The 21,056-nt window shown below is 34.9% G+C and carries 30 protein-coding genes; 14 read left to right on the top strand and 16 right to left on the bottom strand.

The window, feature by feature from the left end; translation table 11 throughout:
- Nucleotides 1–117 precede the first annotated feature (117 nt).
- Both ACIQZG_RS16190 and ACIQZG_RS16195 read left to right on the top strand, forming a co-directional pair.
- A complete protein-coding gene (locus tag ACIQZG_RS16190) occupies nt 118–666 on the top strand; it encodes a GNAT family N-acetyltransferase (RefSeq protein WP_402756521.1) in 549 nt (182 codons plus the stop codon).
- A 345-nt stretch (nt 667–1,011) separates the two neighbouring features.
- On the top strand, nt 1,012–1,536 hold the full coding sequence (locus ACIQZG_RS16195; protein ID WP_402756522.1) for a GNAT family N-acetyltransferase: 525 nt from the start codon (nt 1,012–1,014) through the stop codon (nt 1,534–1,536).
- A gap of 238 nt (nt 1,537–1,774) precedes the next feature.
- On the opposite strand, the gene ACIQZG_RS16200 is transcribed toward ACIQZG_RS16195, so the two are convergent.
- The 5 genes from ACIQZG_RS16200 to ACIQZG_RS16220 are packed head-to-tail and all read right to left on the bottom strand — an operon-like array spanning nt 1,775 to nt 6,070.
- Nucleotides 1,775–1,897, bottom strand: coding sequence for a hypothetical protein (locus ACIQZG_RS16200; protein ID WP_402756523.1), 123 nt, complete (start codon nt 1,895–1,897; stop codon nt 1,775–1,777).
- A 20-nt stretch (nt 1,898–1,917) separates the two neighbouring features.
- Nucleotides 1,918–3,399 carry an aryl-sulfate sulfotransferase gene (locus tag ACIQZG_RS16205; protein WP_402756524.1) on the bottom strand — a complete coding sequence of 494 codons (1,482 nt, stop codon included), beginning with the start codon at nt 3,397–3,399 and terminating at the stop codon, nt 1,918–1,920.
- A 30-nt stretch (nt 3,400–3,429) separates the two neighbouring features.
- Nucleotides 3,430–4,242 (bottom strand): ABC transporter permease, encoded by an 813-nt coding sequence (locus tag ACIQZG_RS16210; protein WP_402756525.1) that lies wholly within the window; start codon nt 4,240–4,242, stop codon nt 3,430–3,432.
- A 23-nt stretch (nt 4,243–4,265) separates the two neighbouring features.
- Nucleotides 4,266–5,015: an ABC transporter ATP-binding protein gene (locus ACIQZG_RS16215; RefSeq protein ID WP_402756549.1), complete on the bottom strand. Its 750-nt coding sequence runs from the start codon at nt 5,013–5,015 to the stop codon at nt 4,266–4,268.
- Nucleotides 5,016–5,047: 32 nt separating this feature from the next.
- Complete coding sequence (locus tag ACIQZG_RS16220) at nt 5,048–6,070, bottom strand: ABC transporter substrate-binding protein (RefSeq protein ID WP_402756526.1); 1,023 nt, start codon at nt 6,068–6,070, stop codon at nt 5,048–5,050.
- A 698-nt stretch (nt 6,071–6,768) separates the two neighbouring features.
- Here ACIQZG_RS16220 and ACIQZG_RS16225 point away from each other — a divergent pair.
- The 6 genes from ACIQZG_RS16225 (at nt 6,769) to ACIQZG_RS16250 (ending at nt 9,240) form a co-directional block, all read left to right on the top strand.
- A complete protein-coding gene (locus ACIQZG_RS16225) occupies nt 6,769–6,975 on the top strand; it encodes a DUF1659 domain-containing protein (protein ID WP_402756527.1) in 207 nt (68 codons plus the stop codon).
- Between the two features lie 32 nt (nt 6,976–7,007).
- Nucleotides 7,008–7,253, top strand: coding sequence for a DUF2922 domain-containing protein (locus ACIQZG_RS16230; RefSeq protein ID WP_402756528.1), 246 nt, complete (start codon nt 7,008–7,010; stop codon nt 7,251–7,253).
- 74 nt (nt 7,254–7,327) lie between these two features.
- Nucleotides 7,328–7,567: a hypothetical protein gene (locus ACIQZG_RS16235; protein WP_402756529.1), complete on the top strand. Its 240-nt coding sequence runs from the start codon at nt 7,328–7,330 to the stop codon at nt 7,565–7,567.
- Nucleotides 7,567–7,695: a YvrJ family protein gene (locus ACIQZG_RS16240; RefSeq protein WP_402756530.1), complete on the top strand. Its 129-nt coding sequence runs from the start codon at nt 7,567–7,569 to the stop codon at nt 7,693–7,695. Before ACIQZG_RS16235 ends, ACIQZG_RS16240 begins: the two co-directional genes overlap by 1 nt.
- 87 nt (nt 7,696–7,782) lie before the next feature.
- Nucleotides 7,783–8,613 carry a tyrosine-type recombinase/integrase gene (locus ACIQZG_RS16245; protein ID WP_402756531.1) on the top strand — a complete coding sequence of 277 codons (831 nt, stop codon included), beginning with the start codon at nt 7,783–7,785 and terminating at the stop codon, nt 8,611–8,613.
- 183 nt (nt 8,614–8,796) lie between these two features.
- Nucleotides 8,797–9,240: an N-acetylmuramoyl-L-alanine amidase gene (locus ACIQZG_RS16250; protein ID WP_402756532.1), complete on the top strand. Its 444-nt coding sequence runs from the start codon at nt 8,797–8,799 to the stop codon at nt 9,238–9,240.
- Nucleotides 9,241–9,509: 269 nt separating this feature from the next.
- Here the strand turns inward: ACIQZG_RS16250 and ACIQZG_RS16255 are convergent, their stop codons facing one another.
- Complete coding sequence (locus tag ACIQZG_RS16255) at nt 9,510–10,478, bottom strand: S41 family peptidase (RefSeq protein WP_402756533.1); 969 nt, start codon at nt 10,476–10,478, stop codon at nt 9,510–9,512.
- 403 nt (nt 10,479–10,881) lie between these two features.
- Here ACIQZG_RS16255 and ACIQZG_RS16260 point away from each other — a divergent pair, with 403 nt between their 5' ends.
- The 3 genes from ACIQZG_RS16260 to ACIQZG_RS16270 all read left to right on the top strand — a co-directional run bounded on the left by ACIQZG_RS16260 (nt 10,882) and on the right by ACIQZG_RS16270 (nt 12,070).
- Nucleotides 10,882–11,061, top strand: a complete 180-nt coding sequence (locus tag ACIQZG_RS16260) for a hypothetical protein (protein ID WP_402756534.1) — start codon at nt 10,882–10,884, stop codon at nt 11,059–11,061.
- A 205-nt stretch (nt 11,062–11,266) separates the two neighbouring features.
- Nucleotides 11,267–11,428 carry a hypothetical protein gene (locus tag ACIQZG_RS16265; protein ID WP_402756535.1) on the top strand — a complete coding sequence of 54 codons (162 nt, stop codon included), beginning with the start codon at nt 11,267–11,269 and terminating at the stop codon, nt 11,426–11,428.
- 108 nt (nt 11,429–11,536) lie between these two features.
- Nucleotides 11,537–12,070, top strand: coding sequence for a lecithin retinol acyltransferase family protein (locus tag ACIQZG_RS16270; protein ID WP_402756536.1), 534 nt, complete (start codon nt 11,537–11,539; stop codon nt 12,068–12,070).
- 550 nt (nt 12,071–12,620) lie between these two features.
- On the opposite strand, the gene ACIQZG_RS16275 is transcribed toward ACIQZG_RS16270, so the two are convergent.
- From ACIQZG_RS16275 to ACIQZG_RS16300, 6 genes are all read right to left on the bottom strand, one after another.
- Nucleotides 12,621–13,975 (bottom strand): IS3 family transposase gene (locus ACIQZG_RS16275; RefSeq protein WP_402756537.1). Its coding sequence is split into 2 segments (ribosomal slippage): nt 12,621–13,522 and nt 13,522–13,975, totalling 1,356 coding nucleotides; the frame shifts between segments, so codons are not numbered across the junction.
- 387 nt (nt 13,976–14,362) lie between these two features.
- Nucleotides 14,363–15,211, bottom strand: coding sequence for a CPBP family glutamic-type intramembrane protease (locus tag ACIQZG_RS16280; RefSeq protein ID WP_402756538.1), 849 nt, complete (start codon nt 15,209–15,211; stop codon nt 14,363–14,365).
- Nucleotides 15,192–15,341: a hypothetical protein gene (locus tag ACIQZG_RS16285; protein ID WP_402756539.1), complete on the bottom strand. Its 150-nt coding sequence runs from the start codon at nt 15,339–15,341 to the stop codon at nt 15,192–15,194. The genes ACIQZG_RS16280 and ACIQZG_RS16285 overlap by 20 nt, the downstream gene beginning before the upstream one ends.
- Nucleotides 15,342–15,711: 370 nt before the next feature.
- Entirely contained in the window at nt 15,712–15,978 is a 267-nt protein-coding gene (locus tag ACIQZG_RS16290) for a hypothetical protein (protein ID WP_402756540.1), read from the bottom strand.
- Nucleotides 15,979–16,288: 310 nt separating this feature from the next.
- Entirely contained in the window at nt 16,289–16,810 is a 522-nt protein-coding gene (locus ACIQZG_RS16295; protein ID WP_402756541.1) for a hypothetical protein, read from the bottom strand.
- A gap of 56 nt (nt 16,811–16,866) precedes the next feature.
- A complete protein-coding gene (locus ACIQZG_RS16300) occupies nt 16,867–17,010 on the bottom strand; it encodes a hypothetical protein (protein WP_402756542.1) in 144 nt (47 codons plus the stop codon).
- Nucleotides 17,011–18,084: 1,074 nt separating this feature from the next.
- Here ACIQZG_RS16300 and ACIQZG_RS16305 point away from each other — a divergent pair.
- The 3 genes from ACIQZG_RS16305 to ACIQZG_RS16315 are packed head-to-tail and all read left to right on the top strand — an operon-like array spanning nt 18,085 to nt 19,204.
- Nucleotides 18,085–18,741, top strand: coding sequence for a TetR/AcrR family transcriptional regulator (locus ACIQZG_RS16305; RefSeq protein ID WP_402756543.1), 657 nt, complete (start codon nt 18,085–18,087; stop codon nt 18,739–18,741).
- A complete protein-coding gene (locus ACIQZG_RS16310; protein WP_402756544.1) occupies nt 18,741–18,944 on the top strand; it encodes a hypothetical protein in 204 nt (67 codons plus the stop codon). Before ACIQZG_RS16305 ends, ACIQZG_RS16310 begins: the two co-directional genes overlap by 1 nt.
- Before the next feature lie 26 nt (nt 18,945–18,970).
- A complete protein-coding gene (locus tag ACIQZG_RS16315) occupies nt 18,971–19,204 on the top strand; it encodes a hypothetical protein (RefSeq protein WP_402756545.1) in 234 nt (77 codons plus the stop codon).
- Between the two features lie 526 nt (nt 19,205–19,730).
- On the opposite strand, the gene ACIQZG_RS16320 is transcribed toward ACIQZG_RS16315, so the two are convergent.
- The 4 genes from ACIQZG_RS16320 to ACIQZG_RS16335 form a co-directional block, all read right to left on the bottom strand.
- Nucleotides 19,731–20,060, bottom strand: coding sequence for a 6-aminohexanoate hydrolase (locus tag ACIQZG_RS16320; protein WP_402756546.1), 330 nt, complete (start codon nt 20,058–20,060; stop codon nt 19,731–19,733).
- The gene (locus tag ACIQZG_RS16325) at nt 20,053–20,289 is read right to left on the bottom strand and encodes a helix-turn-helix transcriptional regulator (protein WP_099423209.1); all 237 of its coding nucleotides are present in this window, start codon (nt 20,287–20,289) and stop codon (nt 20,053–20,055) included. The genes ACIQZG_RS16320 and ACIQZG_RS16325 overlap by 8 nt, the downstream gene beginning before the upstream one ends.
- 287 nt (nt 20,290–20,576) lie before the next feature.
- Entirely contained in the window at nt 20,577–20,906 is a 330-nt protein-coding gene (locus ACIQZG_RS16330; RefSeq protein ID WP_402756547.1) for a 6-aminohexanoate hydrolase, read from the bottom strand.
- Nucleotides 20,899–21,056: helix-turn-helix transcriptional regulator (locus ACIQZG_RS16335; protein ID WP_402756550.1), on the bottom strand; the 158-nt coding region annotated here is incomplete at its 5' end. The genes ACIQZG_RS16330 and ACIQZG_RS16335, both read right to left, overlap by 8 nt.

Consider the following 21,056-nt stretch of genomic DNA (forward strand, 5'->3'; position numbering starts at 1 on the left):
AATTTAAGAAGGAGTTATTATTAAACTGATAGAATAGTATAAAGATGCTATTAAGAAAAGGGGGATTTTAAACTTGCTACCTTTACTTATCTAGAAAATAACGGAAGGAATGTTATAATGGCAGTTACTTATTGGACAGGAAAAAATCTTACACTACGAGCTATTCAACCTAAAGATATCATAATATTCGAATTATTAGATGATGAAATTCTACGAAATATGGATTCGATTCATTTTCCTCGCTCAGCTGATAAAATGACAGAATGGGTAGAAGAACAATTATCTGAAGAAGATGATGTATTCCGTTTTGTTGCAGTAGATAGAGATAATAATATTGTTGGTATGATTGAAACATTTGATTGTGATTTAAAAAATGGTATCTTTGATTATTATTTAGCTGTATTTGAGCCGTACAGAGGTAAAGGATACGCAAAAGAAATGATTCTTATGGTTCTTCGCTTCTTCTTTTCAGAGCGTGCTTATCAAAAAGTAAATACAACCGTTTATTCTTTCAATGAACCATCCATGCGCTTACATGAAAAGTTAGGTTTTATGAAAGAGGGGCAACTAAGAAAAATCATTTTTACTAAAGGTGCTTATTATGATGGTATTTGCTATGGAATGACAAGACAAGAATTTGACATGAATCATGCAGAATATCACTAGGGTGCTTTAGTGCAACTAGGATTTATAACGTATACATACATAAATTGAATAACGTTCCCAAACGCAAGCTTGGTAACATTTCAAACAGCGACAAACACAGTTAAATCGGCGTTTGTCGCTGTTTTTTATAGAAAATAACACTCTGAGACGCTGCGAAAAATAATTTTAAAGAAGACTGTTCGATCCACTTGTTCTGAATGGCGGTAACATATAAATTGAATCTCAATGAAAGTTTACCAAAGGACGCTTTGGTAACTATATTTAATTTTTGGTACTATTGTTTTGTGTAAAAAAATTACATATGCATTATTGATTTTTATACTTGCTAAGTGGGGTGTTAATAAAATGTTTCCAATACTAACAACAGATAGATTAGTTTTAAGAGAAATTTTACAGCAAGATGCCCAAGATATTTATTCTTACTTTTCAAATGAACGCGTAACAAAGTATTATGGAATGAATACGTTTAAAAGCATAGAAGAAGCTAAAAATTTGATTCACTCATTTTCTTCAAACTTTTCCCAAAGAAGAGGGATTCGTTGGGCAATCGAAAGAAAAGACACAAAAGGTTTAATAGGAACAATAGGGTTTAACTTATGGTCACCTGCGCATAAACGTGCCGAAATTGGCTATGAAATTCATCCCGACTTTTGGAGAGCAGGGTACACTTCAGAAGCTTTAAATAGGATAGTTGAATATGGCTTTAATGAATTAGAATTAACAAGAATTGGTGCTGTGGTATTCCTAGAAAATAGTGCTTCTAATCAATTATTATTGAAAAATGGATTTGAAAAAGAGGGTATTTTAAAGAAATATATGTATCAAAATAATGTAGCTTACGATGTTAACATTTTTTCAAAAGTAAAATAACAACTTGTATTTCACTAAAAATATTATTCATTTCAATACAAAATAATGTTCCCAAATTAAAGTTTGGACATACATCAAAAAGCCACGAAATGTTGTGATATCAACGTTTGAACTGCACCTCCAATTTGTTAGATTGTGTTTAACAATTGGGGTGCAGTTCAGTTTCGTGGCTTTTTCCTATGAACATTATTTATACAGCTTTTTATGCAGGGGGCGCAAACACTTGATACATCAACATTTATACGATTAGGGCTTGCTGTCTAGTTTGCATAAAATCATGTATATTTTTTAGCGTTGTAAATTCCTTTTTTTCTGGCTCTAGAATTGGCGAAGCCGTTCCTAATAATAGTATTTTCACCAACTTTGATGCCCCCTAATTAATTATTTATCATCGTGGGACACAACGCAGAAGTTAACAGGTCCTTCTTCCGCATTCTTATCAAGTGCCGTACCTGTTACTAATTTTTTTTGTGGGTCTACTCCATCAATTATTGTCACCTTTCCTGTTCCTTCCGCGACAAAAGCACCCGGTACTCGGAATTTTGTGACATCCACTTTTTCAATCGATACTTCTTGTTGTGGGCCTACTTGTGGCACCCACTCATATGGTACGCGATAAGCCCGGTATACCATGTTTGTGGCGTGACGCGGAGAAATTTGATTGAAGTACGGATTGATAAATTCCCACACAACTTCATGCTCGGCTGTCACTTCAAAAATACGACCATCAGAACCTTGTGTAATTAATGTATTACCATTCGGCAGACGTTGCGCAGAACTAATATAGGGACTATAAAACTTTGAGCCGTCTGTAAATAAGTTATGACCTGCCTCATCGGGTGTATATTGCCATGTGATTTCTAACGTAATAGGATTAAATTGCACAATACGTGAATAATCACGCACTGCGTTACGTAACCCGAATGGAGACGCTGGATTTGGAGCACCGTAACCAGCAGCACCACCATTATCATAAACAAGTAAATCCCCTTCACCTGGCAAACCTTTCGGAATAAGGTGGAAATGGTGCTGCCCGATAATCCAACCTAACTTGCGTAACTTTTCATCGGTATCGAAGTTAGGACCTATTTGCCACACAATCTCTCCTGTTTTTTTACTAATAATCGCTAAAATGTTAGTATTACGCGCATCGAATATAATATTGTCGGGGTGAAAACGCTCATCACCTTCGTCATACCATTTATTCGGTCCTAAAGTGGAGATACTATTAATATGCATCCAGTCTCCTCCACCAGCTGGCACGACTGATGGATTACGGAATAATACGTTTTTTGCATCTTCGTCAAAGTCAAACTCATCAAAGTGATCACTTGCTCGCCACGACCATAAAATATTACCTTCCCAATCCACTTCAATTATTTTGTCATCCAATAATCTTTTATCAGAAATTTTCGCATTATCAACATCTTCATGGACTAGTAATAGTGTCGTACCACTATCAACAAGCGGTTTTTCAAATGGTCCATAATAACCAACTGATGAACCTTGGCGTTGATAATCATGATGCTGGCGAGCCATATATCGCGCCTCTTGCCCTGGATCTTCGATAAACTCTGTTCTATCAAATTGCCAAACAATATTCCCATCCCAATCGACTTGAACTAAATCAACCTGGTCTTGATAACCAAATTGACTTGGTCGTACTCCTGTTGAACCAAGTACAAAACCCCCTGGTAAAATCTTATTTGGGAAGCCAGAAAGACCTGCCCAGAGCTGCACTTCATCACCATTCATATTAATAAGCAAAGCACCTTTCCCTGATGGATAAATCGTTAAACCATTGTACGCTTTTTCTTTGTTATAGACTGTTACACCAGTCGGAAATACTGTTGGATGTCCCAATTCAAATTCCTCTTTTCTAATTATTAAAATTTATGCTACGACTTTATAGCGAGCTAATAATTTGCGACCGGCATAAGCAAATAAACGATCCATTAAAAAGCCCATTAAACCTAATACAACTAATCCAACGAAAATCCAGTCCGTTTTGAAATACAATCGTGCATTCCAAATCATGAAACCAATCCCTTCATTGGCAGCAACCATTTCTGCCCCAACAATCGCCATAAACGACGAACCCATCGCTAGTTTTGCTCCAGTGAATATATATGGAACCGTTGCCGGTATCACAACATAAATCAATGTTTGGAACTTCGATGCCCCCATACTTTGTGCGGAACGTATTTTATCGTTCGATATGGAAAGCACACCGGTTAATGTATTAATCGTAATAACGAAAAATGTTGCATAAACGATTAAAAAGATTTTTGACTGTTCACCAATACCAAACCACAACATGAATAATGTAATAAATGCAAGTGGCGGAATAAATCGAACGAAGTTAATAACAGGCTCTAATAATGTTCGTACCCAAGCATTTGTACCAATTAACAAACCGATTGGCACAGCAATGAGCAGCCCTAATGTCCATCCTGCTAACACACGTGCAAAGCTATATGCCATGTAAATAAACAGCGTGCCATCACTCGCAATTTCAATTGCTCCCTGTAATGTTAGAAGTGGACTTGGTAAAAACATTGGATCTGAAAATAGCGATGCAATTTGCCATATAGCTAAAATAGATAGCCAACCAATAACTCCCGACTTTAAAATCACTTTTCCAAGACTCTTTTTATGCATAGCCTTACTTCGCTTACTTACGGTTTCTATTTTTGCGATGGCCATATGAAGCCCCCTTACCAATTTTCTTAAATTTCGAAATTTTCAAAGTACGATTGCACTTTTTTATAGTAGTCGTTAAAGGCAATACTCGTAATATCCCGTGGATAAGGTAAATCCACTTCGTAAGATGTCGTAATTTTCGATGATGGCCCGACTGACATAATGCCAATTTTTTGCCCTAAAATAATCGCCTCTTGAATATCATGTGTAACAAAAATGACCGTCTTATTCGTTTCTCGCCAAATGCGGATCAATTCATTTTGCATTGTGCGACGTGTCATGGCATCAAGTGCTCCAAACGGTTCATCCATTAATAAAATTTCTGGCTCATTTGCTAAAACACGAGCTAGCTGGACACGCTGTTTCATTCCACCCGATAAATTGTCTGGAAACTTTTGTCCATGTCCTGTTAACCCTGTCAAATGAATAAAGGAATTGGAGCGTTTTTTTCGCTCATCTGTAGTCACTTTTTTCATCTTTAGGCCAAATGAAACATTCTCTTCTACTGTGAGCCATGGAAAGAGTGCTGAATCTGCAGACTGAAAAACAAATCCACGTCCATCTCTCCCTTCTTTTGAAGCACGAATTTGTAAATCTCCTTCCGATAGTTCTAAAAATCCTGCAATAATATTGAGTAAAGTAGATTTTCCACAACCACTTGGCCCTAGTAAAATATAAAATTCACCTTTTTTTATAGTTAAATCTACATTTTCTAATACATATGTTGGTTGCTCTTCATCGACTTGAAAGGTTTTCGCACCATTTTTTAAAACAATCGCATCTTCTACAATCGACAACTGTACTCCTCCTATTCGTTATATGTTACCTGCTTTGGAATCACTTCTTTTGCTGGCGCTAAAAACAACTTCGATTTCAAATCATAATCTTCTTTCAACATCCCTTTATCTAGTAGATATTGCTTCATCGTTTCTAAATGTCTATAATCTTGTTCCGTAAATCCTAGTGTAAAATTCTGTCTCTCTAAATCACGATGTACATCTTCTTTTGTGATTTTCAACTCTTTATACGCAATATCTGCTGTGCCATCTGGATTACTTTTCACATATTCAATCCCTTCACGAATACCTGAAATAAATTGAGCAATTAACACTTCATTTTGCTCTGCAAATTGGCGATCAACCACAAGATAAGAAGCAATATTTAACCCTTCTACAGTGCTTAACTTATCCAACGTGTGCACCCCTTCAATCGATTTAAACTTTTCTAATAAAGCGCCAGATGCTAACACTGCATCAATATCACCTTTTTTCACACCTACAATCGCTTCATCTGGTGTACTATACGGCACAAATTTCACATCATCCTCAGAGATATTTAAATGCTCCAAGTAACGTGACCAATGATATTCACCTACAGTACCTTTAGCTACACCAATTTTTTTACCAGCTAAATCATTAGCCTCCTTCACTTCTTGGCTAGCTAACACCTCTGTGAAATCAAGTACATTTACATTTTCAGCACTACCAGTTAAAGAAGATACAACAACGAAATCTCCTTTATTTAAAGAATTCAGTAATGCATAATCTGCCGCTAAGCCTGTATCTGCTTGTTCTGTTAACATGGCATTCACTGTATCAATCCCATATGCAAAGTTTGATAAGGATACCTCTATACCATGTTCTTTAAAATAACCTTCTGTATTCGCAGCCCTTATTTGAAATGACCCCCCTGCCGCTGTATCAATCGCAGCACGAATAGGAGCTGTACCTTCTACTGATGAGTTATTCTCTTTAGCAGATTCATTTCCACATGCAACTAAAAAAATTGTTAATACTATAAATGCTAAAACTTGTTGATACCATTTTTTCATTTCCATTCCCCTCCAACATAATCCATACTATTCTTAGTTTAATAGTCGAATTTAAAATAAAATTTTTTTTGTGTCTATTCCCACTAGACAAATCCCCTCTCCTACAAGTCATGCTGAACTCAAAACAAAAAGGCACTAAAAACGCATATCCTTCACATTGAAGGGTTTCACGTTTTTAGTGCCTTTAGATCTCTAATCAGCAACTTTTTTGATTACATTTCTTCGTTAATGGTTAACCATTTCTCACTTAGAAGTAAGTAATTACACTCTAAAACAAACAATACCTATTAGTCAAGTATGTTTTTAAATTGTTAAGTTCGATTTTTTCAAAGAATCTATTGTTAATCAGGTGAATTAAGAACCAAATTCGTAGTAATCCTACTAATATGGGCGCGGCCAGCTTAGCGCTGAATTTTTGTCAAATCGCTCTTTTAATCAAATAATAAATGTCATCTAACAATCCATATATTCCCTGAATTATACTTTACTAAATAAGAATAGGAGGTGACTAAAGTATGTTTGAAATGTGTATGATCGCTATCACTGTATGGGTTTGTGCCACGGTTGTGAATGTAATTGAGTAACAAGTTGCTTGCACTTATTAATCAATAAATGTCAATTAAAGTTAATTTAGCTAATAACTAACTTATTAGTAAGCTATATTATATAATTGTTAGTAGAAAGGAGGTGAGTGAGTTTTGAACAACCACAAATCAAATATCCTATTGACGTTCATGAAACAGGATGAGAAGGGAGATTTCAAAAAAGCTTCTGTAACTTTAGCCAATGTTCGATTAGGTTTAACTGCAGCTGAAATTATGCAGGTAGCGACGGCTTTTGCCTCTCTAATCATGCATACGTTGGACGATGTCGAACTTGTACAATATTCATATGTCACGGGGTAAATAGGTTGATTTTTTATAAAGGGAGGTGAGTGATGATGAGTAATGCGACTACTCGAAATGTGGTAGTGATGGAGTTTCTAGACATGTTCGGGAAAACAAAGTCTATTCGTGTATCGGATCCAAAACCAGATTTAACAGCTGCGACTGTTGAAGCTGCGATGGAACTGATCAATGATTTAAATGTATTTAACGTCATTAGCCAAGGTGGTCCGGCTAAGATTAAAGGCGCTAAGACTGTACAGACGGTTACAACTGACTTCGGCATCGTAGTTGGTTAAAAAACTTTACGGCCAGGTGAGAACCCCCATTCTTGCCTGGTCATTTTAAAACCAAAATAGGAGAGGTGGATGCTTTGAAAAAAAAATGCTTAAAGATAGCAACACTTGCCCATACGATTTATAAAAGATGCGAGTGTTGTAACCGCGTAAAAGATATTTACTTTAAAATGAGCGTGCTCGATGCTGCAGAAGCAAATTATTTAGTGGGTGACTTAGATCTCTGTAAAACATGCGGCCAAAACTTAGGAGATATCTTAACGATTCGCGTTAGCACCGAAAACGTGCTTACCGATTTTAAGTTTGAAACAACATGATGGAAAGTATCGTACCTTATCTGGATTACGGCTTTTCATTTGTCATCTCGATCTATCTTTTAATACGCATGGAAAAGAAGATTGAAGCACTCACAGAGAGCATTAATAAACTCAACGCCGAGAAATAAAGCGAAAATTTTCACCCACGAGTTGGCTCATTTGTCAGAATTAATATACAACATATTATTAAATAAGTGCAAGGAGGCGATTTTGGTTTGAGTTTGACGGTCAAATACTTGAGACATCTGCATTTAGAGGGAAAAGCTGAAAATACGATTGACACTTATAAGTACCATTTAATCGAGTTTTTAGTGTGGATTAGTGATCAAAAACACGAACTTTTTGACGTAACACCGGCGCATCTGATTGATTTTAAAGAGTACTTATTGAAGAATGGAAAATCAAAACGTACCGTCAATGCGATCATTTCTTGCGTGCGTGGCTATTTCGATTTTCTGATTTTAAACGAAGTCGTAAAAGTAAATCCGGTATCTAAATTGTTGACAATCAAAGTGGCCGAATATCGTCAAAACCGACTGACAGATGAGCAACTCAATGATTTTTTTCACTTTATTGATAGCTTGCAAGTAAATGTGCGCGCTGCATTTTATTTAATGTATTCAACTGGCGCTCGAGTCAGTGAAGTATCTCATTTAACAAAAGAGGACTTCCTAATACGGGATGATAAGTTGTTTGTGAATATTCAAGATGCGAAATACGATAGCGATCGATTGATTCCTGTTTTAAATCTAAACTCGGTTGAAGTCTTAATGAGTTATTTAAAAACGCTCGATTTATCGAGTGCACCAGCGTTTCGCGTTAGCAAACGTACACTACAGCGCTACGCAGCGAATTTTGCCGCAGAATACGGTATACATTTTAGCTGCCATGTTCTGCGTCATACTTTTGCAACATTACTTTTAGAAAATGGTGTGCCGATTGAAAAAATACAGTATTTACTTGGCCATCGATCCGTGGCCATCACAAGGCATTATACGCAGTCAGCATTTATCAATGTAAATGACTTAGATCCGTCTGTTTTGTAGCAGGCTTTATCATATATAGACATTAGTGTCGGATAATCTGAGAAGGAAGGGGGATGAGATGCTTATTTTGTTTGATTATGGGCATGGCGGAAAGGACCCTGGCGCTGTGTATAATGGGCGCCGTGAGGCTGATGATGTGTTGCTATTAGGACAAGCGTAGCGAAGCGTTTACGGACTGTTGGGGTGGTCATTGATGAAACGCGTACAACCAATACAACTTTGTCACTTGATCAACGAGTGAAGATGGAATGGAAAAAGACGTATGATTTCTTTATTTCGTTTCATCGAAATGCGTTTAAGCCGGAGATTGGGACCGGTGCTGAGGTGTATGTTTATAAAACGGCGAATGTTAAATCGAAGTCATTAGCAGCGAAGATCCAAAATGCTTTAGTGCGTGTTGGGTTTCGGGATCGCGGGGTGAAAGAGGCTGAATATTATGTATTGAAGCATACGAAAGCGCCTGCGTTGTTGCTAGAGGTTGGGTTTATTGATAATAGTGCCGATAATAAGCTGTATGATGCGAAGTTTGAGGCGATTGTTGATGGGATTGCGAATGCAGTGCTTGATGTGGTTGGGGTGAAGAAGAACAATAGTTGTCCAACTTGTGGGCAAAAGGTAGGTATATAAGAAAGAATTAAAAGATAGCTGTCAGTTTAAAACTGAAGTTGCCTTTTGTATGAAAAGAGCCTATCCTTTAATCTTTTTCAATATACAGGAAAAAACACTAAACAAACGGGCGTCATTCTTTGTTCAAGAATAGCGCCCTACTGGTGAGGATAATACATTTCATTTTAACTCTATAACTACGACCTTATAAACAGGCACTGATTAATCTTTTAAAAAATAATTATTTTAGGTTGGGTTACCGCAATACCAAAATTCTGACTATCTCGAGCTTATTCAGTTAGCCACTTTTTCGCATTTTCTAGCGGATCATTCGTTTCAACTTCTGGCGGAACTGGGTCATCATAAAACATTCTTCCGTCTAATGTTTTATTGTACGCAACTGTAACGTTAATCTTTGCACCATCATATAAAGGAAGTGTCATATTTGCAGAGGCATATCCCGCAGTTGATTGACCAAATGTTTTTGCATGAGGTTGCCCCATAAATGCCATTAAAACAGCTTCCCCAGAGCTTGCTGTTCGATTATCGATTAATACAGCAACCGGTATATTGAGTTTAAAAGGTGAGATGTCTGTTGAAATTTGGGCACCACCTCCAATGGATTTTCCGTCTTCTAATTTGACAGCCGTTCCATTTTCTAAAAATTCAAAATGCAAAAGATCTCCATCTTTTAAAAGTGGAGAAACCGCAGTTATCATCGGTCCCATGTCTCCACCACTATTCCCACGAAGATCAATAATAGCGCCTTTTACGTCATCGTTGTTCTTAATTTTTTGTAGAACCGTTTCAGCATATTGTTTTCCGCTCGCAACAGCGTCTCCATGATGTGGTAACTTTATAATCAGCACATCATCTTCACGCGTGACTGTAGGCATTTCATTTTGTACAGACAGGTTTTGTTGATCTTCTTTAGTCAGTAAAAATGAATGCTTTCCGCCTCCGACTTGTAAAGCCTCTTCAATGAGAGGATATGTATCTTCATAAACAGAAACCTTTTCCATCTCCTTTTCAAGCTTTTCTTTCTCCTTTTTCCACTTTTCATCTTTCGTATAATAGCCATTTAACTCAATCATGTCGAGTGCTACTTTTCCGTATTTTGTCGCAGTTGGAGGAGTAATATATATTGGTTTGCCGAATTGTGCACCAACAACTGGGCCAAATTGATAAACTAGAAAAATACCTACTATTACAAAAACACCTAAGAGTATCGTAAACCATTTAATGATTTTCAACGTCATCGCTTCTTTCTTTTGAAAATAGTTTCATTTTGTTTTTTTAAGGTTCCTATCCTATAATTCAAAGTCAATTCTGCCTATACCAAACGAAATAACAGCACTTTGAACTGTTATATCTAAAAATAATGTAGAAATCGATGTGGGTCATGTAACTTTCTTCCACATACATAATGATTTTTCAAATTACAATTTCGTAGTTATACAACAGAAGATTCTTCTTTCATTTACATTGTATCAATTTTTTCCATACTCTTTTTTGATATATCTTGCGGAGTAATCGTTTATTCTCATTATTTTTATTTAAACCTAGTAACTTTTCCTAAATTTGAATGTAGGGAAAGTTATATAAAAAGGATTTGCATTTCCTCCCCTAAAATAGGGAAATTAGAAAAAACAATTGTTAACCATGACACAAATTGCAAAGCAAATGGAGATCGATCCTAAAGAAGAGATTACGGAAACATGTTGCGAGGTAACTAAGGGGCGTCTTGAAGCAGATGATAGGATGTTAATAGGACAAGCCGTAGCAACGCGTTTACGGGCTGCTGGGGCGGCAATCGATAAGACACGCTGCTGTGTAGCTTGAGCAACGAGAAAGATGGAATTATAGAAGACGTATGATTTCTTTATGTCGATTTACCGGAATGCGTTTAAGCTGTAAGTAGGGGCCGTGCCGAAGTGTATGTTTACCGATCTTAGAATACGAAGTCAAAACCTTTAGCTGCTAAGATTCAGAAGGAGCTAGGCAATGTTGGGTTTCATGATTGTGGAGAAAAGAAGCTGACTTTTCTGTGGTGAAGCATACGCGTGCACCCATGTTACTGTTAGGGATCGGGTTTACCGATAATAAGTTGTTTGAGGCGATTGTTGATGGGACTGCAAATGCGGTACTTAATGTGGCTGGGGTGAAGAAGGACAATAGATGTCCAACTTGTGGGCAGAAGATTTCCTAGAAGAAAAGGTAACTGTTAGTTAGCTGCAGTTACCTTTTCTATTCTCTTTTAAATGCTAGATTGATATTATTAAAAACAGAAAGTATTTAAATAATCAGAGGTGGCATAATGAAACCATGGAATTTTATTGGTCCCACGGCAGTTTTGTTAAGTCGAACAACTAAAAATACATTATCTAAAGTTAATCGAGTTATCGAAAAGCAAACTACAAAAGTCAATCCACAACTAGGGAACCGCGTAAGAAATTTTAACGAAACCGTTGAAAATGTACATGATACTGTAAATAATTTTTTCGATGCAAATGATCCAATAAATGTTACAAAAAGAGTTTTAAATTCTAGCACAAATAATTTTAATTTAGGTGATCACTTATACGTTCAACGAATTGGCTATACACACCACGGAATATATATTGGAAATAACACAGTTATTCACTACATGAGGGTAGAGGGAGTAACATTTAATTCACTTAAGGATTTTGCTCAAGACGCAAAAGTTCATAAAAAAAATAGTCCAAAGAAATATTCGAATGCTGAAATAATAGTTCGTGCTCGTAGTAGAATAGGAGAAAAAAATTATAAATTATTCGACAATAATTGCGAAAATTTTGCTAGATGGTGTAGAGATGGTAGAATTCAATAAAAGTAAAAATAACTAAAAACCCTTTACATATTATACAAAAGGCAACTGTCAGTTTTATACTGATGTTGCCTTTTGTATTAGTAGCTGCTCCACTTCAGTTTTCAAGGCTTGATCGGCATAACAAAGGGCTAGATCTTCACTAGCTGTTGCCAGTATGACATCGCTAAAATATGCATCAAGTTTTCCCCAGCGCGCGATGCGGATTCCTTTTTTTAGAGCACTCGTTTACGATTATAATAATCATGCCGTAAATCCTTTAATAATTGTTCAACTATACTCAAGTAGAGTTTTTCATTTCTAACATTTCTAGCGTTGCGAAATCATTCTGTAATGAACGAATGGCTGGATCTAATAGGGCCCCATATTTATGCGGATTTACAACACTAAGAAATATACACGATTTTATGCAAAGTGAAGAATAAACCAAACAAGGAAAAATACTGCTACATCAACCGTTTACGCCACCTGTATAAAAAGACGTATAAACAATGTTCATCAGAAAAGCCACGAAACTGAAGTGACCCCTAAAAGTTAGACACGGTTATTTCGCTTAGGTAGCTTGGGTAAACTGAGTTCGGTATTGTACCGGACTCAGTTTTAATTTTGCCTTAATTCGTTTCGTGTTGTAATACGTAATATAGTTTTCAAGTTCCATTTTAAAATGCTCAACACTTTCGAACTCCTTTAAATAAAGGAATTCCGATTTCAAAATCCCAAAGAAATTCTCCATCACAGAGTTGTCGTAACAGTTTCCTTTACGAGACATACTCTGCACAATTCCTCTTGATTGAAGTCTTTTACGATACTTTTCCATTTGATAGTGCCAGCCCTGATCTGAATGCATGAGTAGCTGGTGGTCCTCTGGTAAGTATTCTAAAGCTTTTTCTAACATATCAGAAACTAGTGAATAGGTCTGCCTTGAACCAATTGTATACGTAATAATTTCACCATTAAATAAATCTAAAACAGGCGATAAATAAAGCTTCTCTCCGAATAATTTAAATTCTGTAATATCCGTTACCCATTTTTCATTTGGTGTTTCCGCTGTAAAGTTGCGGTCTAAAATATTTAGCGCAATTTTCCCCACCGAGCCTTTATATGATTTATATTTTTTCATACGCACTAAGCACTTTAAGCCTAGCTCTTTCATGATGCGTTGAACCTTCTTGTGATTCACTTTTCGACCACGATTCGCTAGCTCATCACGAATGCGACGGTAGCCGTAACGACCTTCATATTCATCATAAATCGCTTTGATTTCTGCTTTTAAATCGGCATCTGGATCCGGCAAATCTAACTTTTTTGCCATATCATAAAATGTGCTACGCGGAATTCCTGCATACGTCACAAGTGCTTTCACCGAATATTTATGCCTTAATTCACAAATGACTTTTACTTTGTCTTTCGTGGTGATTTTCCCTTTTCTTGAACTAAGGCATTCAACTTTTTTAAATACTCATTTTCCATTTCAAGCTGCCTGATACGTGCTTGAAGTGCTTCTGTAGAGCCTTCTACTAGGTACTTGTTCGGTTGTTTATTAGATTCTTTTTTCATGGATGAACGCCCCTTTTTCTTTGACTGAAGGGCATCCACACCATATGTTTCGAGTTGTTTCTTCCATACAATAATTGATGAAGGTGCAGGTATATTAAAAATAGCTGCAGTTTCAATCGTAGATGTACCAGATTCAGTCATGTATTTAAGTACGTCTAGTTTAAACCGTTGTGTATAATTTGTACATTGTTTAATAAATGCGTTCACACCATTATATTCGAACTGTTTCACCCATTTCTGAATTGCTTTATGATTTACACCAATTGATTTTCCTATTGTTCGATAACTCTCATTGTCATTTAAATATCGAGCAACTGCTTGTAATTTTTCTTCTGCACTAAATTTAGCCATAGAAAAACTGCACCTCCAATTGTTAGATTGTGTCTAACAATTGGGGTGCAGTTCAAACGTTTATTTCACAACATTCGTGGCTTATTAAAGTGCGCCCAAACTTTTATTTGGGAACGTTATTAAGTTTATTTATGTATACATTATAAATCATTGTTGCACTAAAGCACACGTTAGTTTAAGTATACTTCTTCACAAACTTTCCATTGTCATATTTCTTTTTTTACTGGAATGCTGCCCCGTTACTACCATAAGAAGATCAACAGAAAAGGACATTAATCCTTCTTGGATCAATGCCCCTGTTTGTTTAAGTACAATACTTCCACAAACTAAATATTTTTAAACTTTCAATATAATTTTTTGACTGAAAATAGCTATTTAGTTTAGTTATTATAACTGATTTTTTCTTTTATCAATTAGTAATAAAAGTGACAACACCACCACACTAAATACCACTATAAACAGAAATGACAAGTATAGAGTCATGAATCCACCAAATGTCTCATCAAACATTAAAAGAGCGACTTCTTGGTCATTGCCTCCCGTGGAAATATATCTACCCACTTCAAGAAAAACAATATGGAAGATAATATTCATCCATATTGTTCCTGTATACTTTCTATATAGCTGTAGGGCAATTCCAAAAGTGAAGAGCAATATAATATAGTCTATAGTTATTGCAAATGGCGCACTAAAGAATATTGACTGCATTGCAATCACCGTAATCGGAAGACAAATGAAGATTAACGGTTGCAAAATCAATGAGATGATGAAGCGAAATTTCTTATGTAGCTCATCAAATATTAGTCCACGCATAAAGACTTCTTCTGGAAATGCCTCATACATAAATGCCGTCACTGTATTGATTAAAACGGAAATTATAACATTTGTTGTTAAGTTCAAGCTTACGTTCTCAATTCCACCAAATAAATAAGCTGTTAAAATTCCTGATACGAGTAAAATAAAGGGCAATGCAATTCCGATGATCAACTTAGATGATGAATTTACACGCTTGAAGCCAATATTTTTAAGTACTTCTGAATTTTTTCTCTTAAGTATATAAAGTACAAAAAGTGTTAACCCAGTGAAAATCACTCCTGATAAAAGCATACCTATTTGTCGGTTCATACCTTGAGTTTCTATAAAATATTGTCCGACATTACCCGATACAAAGACAAATAATGAGACGAGTATAAAGTACAAAAGCAAACGACTAATACTAAATTTCAATGAATTCAATTGAATGCTCCTTTTTTATTATTTTTCGCCCAGCCATGTCAAACTGGAAAACCAGTAAATTCGCCATTAAGATGCCAAATAAACTGAACCCACGCATTGTATCGATGAAGGTAACACGGTTTGTTGTCATCGCATTTTACCTCATTCTTTTCCCAGGGTGGAACTTTAAAAATCAATATAAGTAAAAATTAACATTATTTGATTAATATTCCTATACACCTTGAGTCTAAATTAATATCCGTCTTAAGCCTTAGTGATACACACAACGAGGCCAAACTGTACATTACTTTTATTCAACTATATTGTTGCTTCGGGTTTGGCTATCTTCTATCTGGCCCGATTGTTGAATAATGAAAATGCACCCAAAGCGTCGTTTGGTAAAATTTCATTGAGATTCTATTTATATGTTACCGCCATTCAGAACAAGTGGATCGAACAGTCTTCTTTAAAATTATTTTTCGCAGCGTCTCAGAGTGTTATTTTCTATAGTGAACAGTTCGTTAAGGTGCATTCCATATAAAAGCACGCACTATGAGTGGACCAATTACTGTAAATAATAGAACAAAAGCATTTCCAAAAATACCCATGTTTCTTGTAACACCTTTATTGCCAAACCACGAAAGAATAAACCCAATAATTGAACCACCTATCATTAAAGGAAAGATTACTTCATCTGTAACTAAATCAATTCCGTTTAAAAATAAAATATAAACCACTAAATCAAATCCACATATTATTACCGATATAACGTTGAAATAATTTTTCAATTTTCGTACTCCCCCCTTATTACCATTATCATATTCCTTGTTCAACTAAACAGCCGTTAATTGAAGTATAACCTTCCCAAAGCGTCCTTTGGTAACATTTCATTGAGAGTCTATTTATATGTTACAGCCATTCAGAACAAGTGAATCGAACAGTCCTCTTTAAAATAATTTCTCACAGCTTCTCAGAGCGTTATTTTCTAATAAAAACAGCGACAAACACTGATTTAACAGTGCTTGTCGCTGTTTGAAATGTTACCAAGCTTTGATTTGGGAACGTTATTTTGTATATGTTTGTATATGTTTGTATAACTTAAATAAATGTATCAATCGAACTTGATGTTGGTTTTACTTGTTGCTGTGCTTCTGCTTTTAATGCTCGCCAGGCTTCTGTATAAATCGCATTAAATTCACTTTCACGATTACGTTCTTCTCGTGTACCAATTGCATGCCAACCATTATGGGGCGAATAGGTAGAAGTAATATTCCCCTTCGCATCCTTTACCTCTAAATAACTCACATTTCCACGCTGCATGAATGGTAATTGCCTTAACATTTGTGCTATCGAGCCTTTACGATCAGGTGATACTACAGATACAAAACTCTTCTTTAATGTCCTATAAGAAGAATTATTATGCCCACCAAATTTGTCATTTTCAAAATCTTTTTTAGCTTGTGCAATAATTGCTTCCTTATATTTTTCTTCACCCATCGCTGGAGCTGATTTTGTCGACATCGAATTTATCCCTAAAAAACTTGGCATTGAAATAGATGTTAGTTTATTTTCAACATCTAACAATTTTAATGTACCACTACTGATAGTTGGAAATCTCATTTTTGCACCTCCCATTTATGAAAGAACAAATAAACTAGTTTCACTATTTTTACTAACTAATAGCTAAGCGAACCCCAAGGGGCAGAAGTATAATTGTCCATATCATCTGTTGAAGATGATACAGCAAGTGTTGTAGATGTTGTGAACGAAAACATCATTACTACCACAAACAGAAAACTAAATAATTTCGTAAATTTCATTTCAATTATCCACCTATGTAAAATAATCGGGGTTTCTTCTCAAAAAAATACTAATATTTTTAATATTAGTATTTTTTTACAACTAACCCTTTTTATATCGGGTGAGCAATCAATATTTTTAGTTAAAAATTATAGAACGCTCATTATGCCTGTGAAATAGATGTTCTTCTAACGTTCCAAAAACTTTCAAATGCTACTTTAAATTAAAAATAACTCCATCTTTTTTGACGATACCCCTTCCCCATAAAACCTTATACACTTCCATACAAAACGATTTTACATAACAACAGAATCAGGCAGTAGTAACAAGGTTTTATCCCTTGTTACTACTGCCTTTTTCGTTTTAAAAGTCGTTTATTATGTATGCAGAATTTTATAATATACAAATCCTTCAGTATCAATAACTCTTACAACTACTCATACTAAAGTTATCTTTTGTATGAGCAGTTGCTCCACTTCAGTTTTCAAGGCTTGATTGGCATAACAAAGGGCTAGATCTTCCCAGCTGTTGCCAGTATTACATCGCTAAAATATTCATCAAGTTTTACCCAGCGCGCGATGCGGATTCCTTTTTTTTAGAGCACTCGTTTGCGATTATAATAATCATGCCGTAAATCCTTTAATAATTGTTCAACTATACTCAAGTAGAGTTTTTTCATTTCTAACATTTCTAGCGTTGCGAAATCATTCTGTAATGAACGAATGGCTAATCTAATAGGGGCCCCATATTTATACGGATTTACAACACTAAGAAATATACACGATTTTATGCAAAGTGAAGAATAAACCAAACGAGTAAAAATACTGCTACATCAACCGTTTACGCCACCTGTATAAAAAAACGTATAAACATTGTTCATCAGAAAATCCACGAAACGTTTATTTTACAACATTCGTGGATTTTTGGTGTGTTTCCAAATTTTCATCTGGGAACGTTTATTAGGTTTAGTTTGTATGCTTTATAAATCATTGCTACATTAAAGTTCGTTTGCTCACCTCTTTTTTCACAATCTTTAAAAGTTAAATTAGACAAACTAACTTGACATTTTCATGAATATGAATTATTTTATATTCATGAATAAAAAATTTTTAATATTCATTGAAAATGGTGATCTTCGAAAGGAGTATTTAATGGCAAAGAATTTTACAGAAGAAGATATTCAATTGCTTAAAGAAAAGCTACGAGAATCCTGCGCAAATGGTTGGAAAACGAAAGGCTATAAATTAACTAACATCGCTTTTCTTACGAAGGAAGTCGGAATATCAACAGGTTCTTTTTACAGATTATATGAAACAAAAGAGGAGCTTTTTCTAGAAGTGCTATTGATGATTCAAGTTCAATTGAAAGAACAATGGAACTCTATTATGCAGACTAACCCAGGCATTGAAGGTTTTAAAACAGCTATGAAATGGCTTTTTGAAGAATATGTAAAATACCCTAAATTGTATGATTTCAGCAATCCAGATTACGTATTATTTTTAAACAAGCTACCACAAGCAGAAATTGAAAGCTTCAGAGAAAATGATAAAGACTTTCTCAATAATGCTATAGAGCATTCAAGTTTAAAGCTAAAAATCTCAAAAGAACAAGCATATGGAATCTTTAGTACATTATTATTTACTGCAACAATGGAAAAGGACTTTGGTAATAACAAGAAAGAAATATTTGGCTTTTTGCTTGATAATTCAATCTATCAAATTTTTGAAATTAATAAGGAGGTAAATAACTAATGGATCAATTATTATCAGATATCTTCTTTATCAATTCTCTACATAGCTCCGTAGCAACATTTAACTACATGTCACTAGCTCTTGCATTTATAGTGTTTGTAGTTGGTTTATATTGTATCGCCAAAAAGAAGAAATATGGAATGTATATTTTAGTTTCTAGTTTACTACTACTGGTTAATCCAGCTATTAGTATTATCTTATAAATTCATTCACAAAGGGGGAAGTAAAAATGATTAAACGATTAGATGCAACATTGACAAAGGTAAATAAGTTAGCTGGAGTTAACATGAATATTCCAAAAGCAACTAAATCAAAACTGAAACTTAGTAGATACTTCACAACTACCTTAGGAGTAGGAGGATTAACGTTAGGAATTATTGTACCCTCGACACCTTTATTAGTTTTAGGAGCAATAAGTACTTTAAGTTCTATTGCAACAACGATTGAAATAAGAAAATTTTAGAATACATTTTAAAATATTTTAGCATCTCTAATTTATTTTTAGGGGTGCTATTAAATTCCAAAAAAGCTGTCACAAAAGTTCCTTTTAGCAGAAGTTTCCTCTTGTAACAGCTCCAGTTACTATATATTACTTAGTGCTTGTTTCTACTTGCTTAGCCTCTGTCACTGTTTCGGTATTTAAAGTTGGTTCAGTACCTTCTGTTTGCTTTGCTTCTTTTTCAAGCTGAACAATTAGTTCATCTGGGAACTACTAAATCCAATGATTAAATCCGTGTTAAGCAAAAACATTATACATCCCCATACATTATATGGTTAACATATTGAAAGAAAAAGGAAGCCTAGGATGCGCTCCTAACTTCCTCTTTCTTTCAATATACAATTACTTCAACAAATGCCCCTCGTCAGCCATCTATGAAGCACCAAAATCAGCACTTCACCACAGCAAATGAAAGATTATTACGTTCTTTCATGGACGTTTAATAAAAAAAGCTACCAAATTGGCAGCTCATTGTAAAATAGCATTTTAATTAATTAAAATCTTTTTTGTATAATCTGAACGCATTGATTGCCCCTACAAGGAATACAATCGCTTGGAATAATAATAAGAACTGGCGGAAATAGTGGATATTACTGTCAACTAATGAGATAAACAAACCAGTCATAATCAATTGAGTAGTAAACATACTAGAAATGATTTTTAAATATATGGCATTCGTTCTTTCGTCGGGTCTACCAAATTTCTTTCCTACAAAAAATAGAACCAGCAAAGAACCAATATAAATAAAAGTCATAACCCCTACAAAAATATTAAAATTTCCTACGCTTTCAAGCATCCATCTGTCTAATACATCAATCATTGTTATCTTCCTCTCCTACATATGAAAATATTTCATTAATATCTACTTCAAAAAAATTTGCGATTCTATAAGCTAACACTAAAGATGGTGAGTAATTATTCTTTTCCATCACAAAAATAGTTTGTTTGGAGACGCCAACTGCATCTGCCAGATCCTTTTGAGACATCCTCTTTAACACTCTAAACTCATATACCTTGTTTACGATTGAATCACCAAAGCTCTCTTTCACAAGACCGCCTCCCTATATTTAACATAATAAACCATAACTATCAAAAAGTAAAGTTTAATTATATATTTTATAATAAATATTTTATAAAATTAGTGTTTGTATTTATTTTTTATAACTAACACTTACTTTCTTATCAAAAAAAGTGCCTCTCTTCCCTTTGTGCAGAAGGGAAAAGAAGCACCGAAATCAGCACTTCACCACAGCAAATGAAAGATTATTACGTTCTTTCATGGACGTTTAATAAAAAAAGCTACCAAATTGGCAGCTCATTGTAAATAGCATTTTAATTAATTAAAATCTTTTTTGTATAGTCTGAACGCATTGATTGCCCCTACAAGGAATACAATCGCTTGGAATAATAATAAGAACTGGCGGAAATAATGGATATCACTATCAACTAATGAAATAAACACAGCAGTTACAATCAATTGGGTAGTAAACATACTAGAAATGATTTTTAAATATATGGCATTCGTTCTTTCGTCGGGTCTACCAAATTTCTTTCCTACAAAAAATAGAACCAGCAAAGAACCGATATAAATAAATGTCATAACCCCTACAAAAATATTAAAATTTCCTACGCTTTCAAGCATCCATCTGTCTAATACATCAATCATTGTTATCTTCCTCTCCTACATATGAAAATATTTCATTAATATCTACTTCAAAAAAATTTGCGATTCTATAAGCTAACACTAAAGATGGTGAGTAATTATTCTTTTCCATCACAAAAATAGTTTGTTTGGAGACGCCAACTGCATCTGCCA

The sequence above is a fragment of the Lysinibacillus sp. NPDC096418 genome (genome assembly GCF_044762775.1).
In the GTDB taxonomy this organism is placed as follows: Bacteria; Bacillota; Bacilli; order Bacillales_A; family Planococcaceae; genus Lysinibacillus.

Bases quoted from the DNA above. Each gene is read 5' to 3' on its own strand.
- ACIQZG_RS16210 (WP_402756525.1), bottom strand. From the start codon at position 4,242: ATGGCCATCGCAAAAATAGAAACCGTAAGTAAGCGAAGTAAGGCTATG.
- ACIQZG_RS16220 (WP_402756526.1), bottom strand. From the start codon at position 6,070: ATGAAAAAATGGTATCAACAAGTTTTAGCATTTATAGTATTAACAATT.
- ACIQZG_RS16320 (WP_402756546.1), bottom strand. From the start codon at position 20,060: ATGATTGATGTATTAGACAGATGGATGCTTGAAAGCGTAGGAAATTTT.
- ACIQZG_RS16230 (WP_402756528.1), top strand. From the start codon at position 7,008: ATGATGAGTAATGCGACTACTCGAAATGTGGTAGTGATGGAGTTTCTA.
- ACIQZG_RS16285 (WP_402756539.1), bottom strand. From the start codon at position 15,341: ATGACAACAAACCGTGTTACCTTCATCGATACAATGCGTGGGTTCAGT.
- ACIQZG_RS16270 (WP_402756536.1), top strand. From the start codon at position 11,537: ATGAAACCATGGAATTTTATTGGTCCCACGGCAGTTTTGTTAAGTCGA.
- ACIQZG_RS16260 (WP_402756534.1), top strand. From the start codon at position 10,882: ATGACACAAATTGCAAAGCAAATGGAGATCGATCCTAAAGAAGAGATT.
- ACIQZG_RS16315 (WP_402756545.1), top strand. From the start codon at position 18,971: ATGATTAAACGATTAGATGCAACATTGACAAAGGTAAATAAGTTAGCT.
- ACIQZG_RS16330 (WP_402756547.1), bottom strand. From the start codon at position 20,906: ATGATTGATGTATTAGACAGATGGATGCTTGAAAGCGTAGGAAATTTT.
- ACIQZG_RS16305 (WP_402756543.1), top strand. From the start codon at position 18,085: ATGAATAAAAAATTTTTAATATTCATTGAAAATGGTGATCTTCGAAAG.
- ACIQZG_RS16310 (WP_402756544.1), top strand. From the start codon at position 18,741: ATGGATCAATTATTATCAGATATCTTCTTTATCAATTCTCTACATAGC.
- ACIQZG_RS16255 (WP_402756533.1), bottom strand. From the start codon at position 10,478: ATGACGTTGAAAATCATTAAATGGTTTACGATACTCTTAGGTGTTTTT.
- ACIQZG_RS16295 (WP_402756541.1), bottom strand. From the start codon at position 16,810: ATGAGATTTCCAACTATCAGTAGTGGTACATTAAAATTGTTAGATGTT.
- ACIQZG_RS16300 (WP_402756542.1), bottom strand. From the start codon at position 17,010: ATGAAATTTACGAAATTATTTAGTTTTCTGTTTGTGGTAGTAATGATG.
- ACIQZG_RS16190 (WP_402756521.1), top strand. From the start codon at position 118: ATGGCAGTTACTTATTGGACAGGAAAAAATCTTACACTACGAGCTATT.
- ACIQZG_RS16195 (WP_402756522.1), top strand. From the start codon at position 1,012: ATGTTTCCAATACTAACAACAGATAGATTAGTTTTAAGAGAAATTTTA.
- ACIQZG_RS16240 (WP_402756530.1), top strand. From the start codon at position 7,567: ATGGAAAGTATCGTACCTTATCTGGATTACGGCTTTTCATTTGTCATC.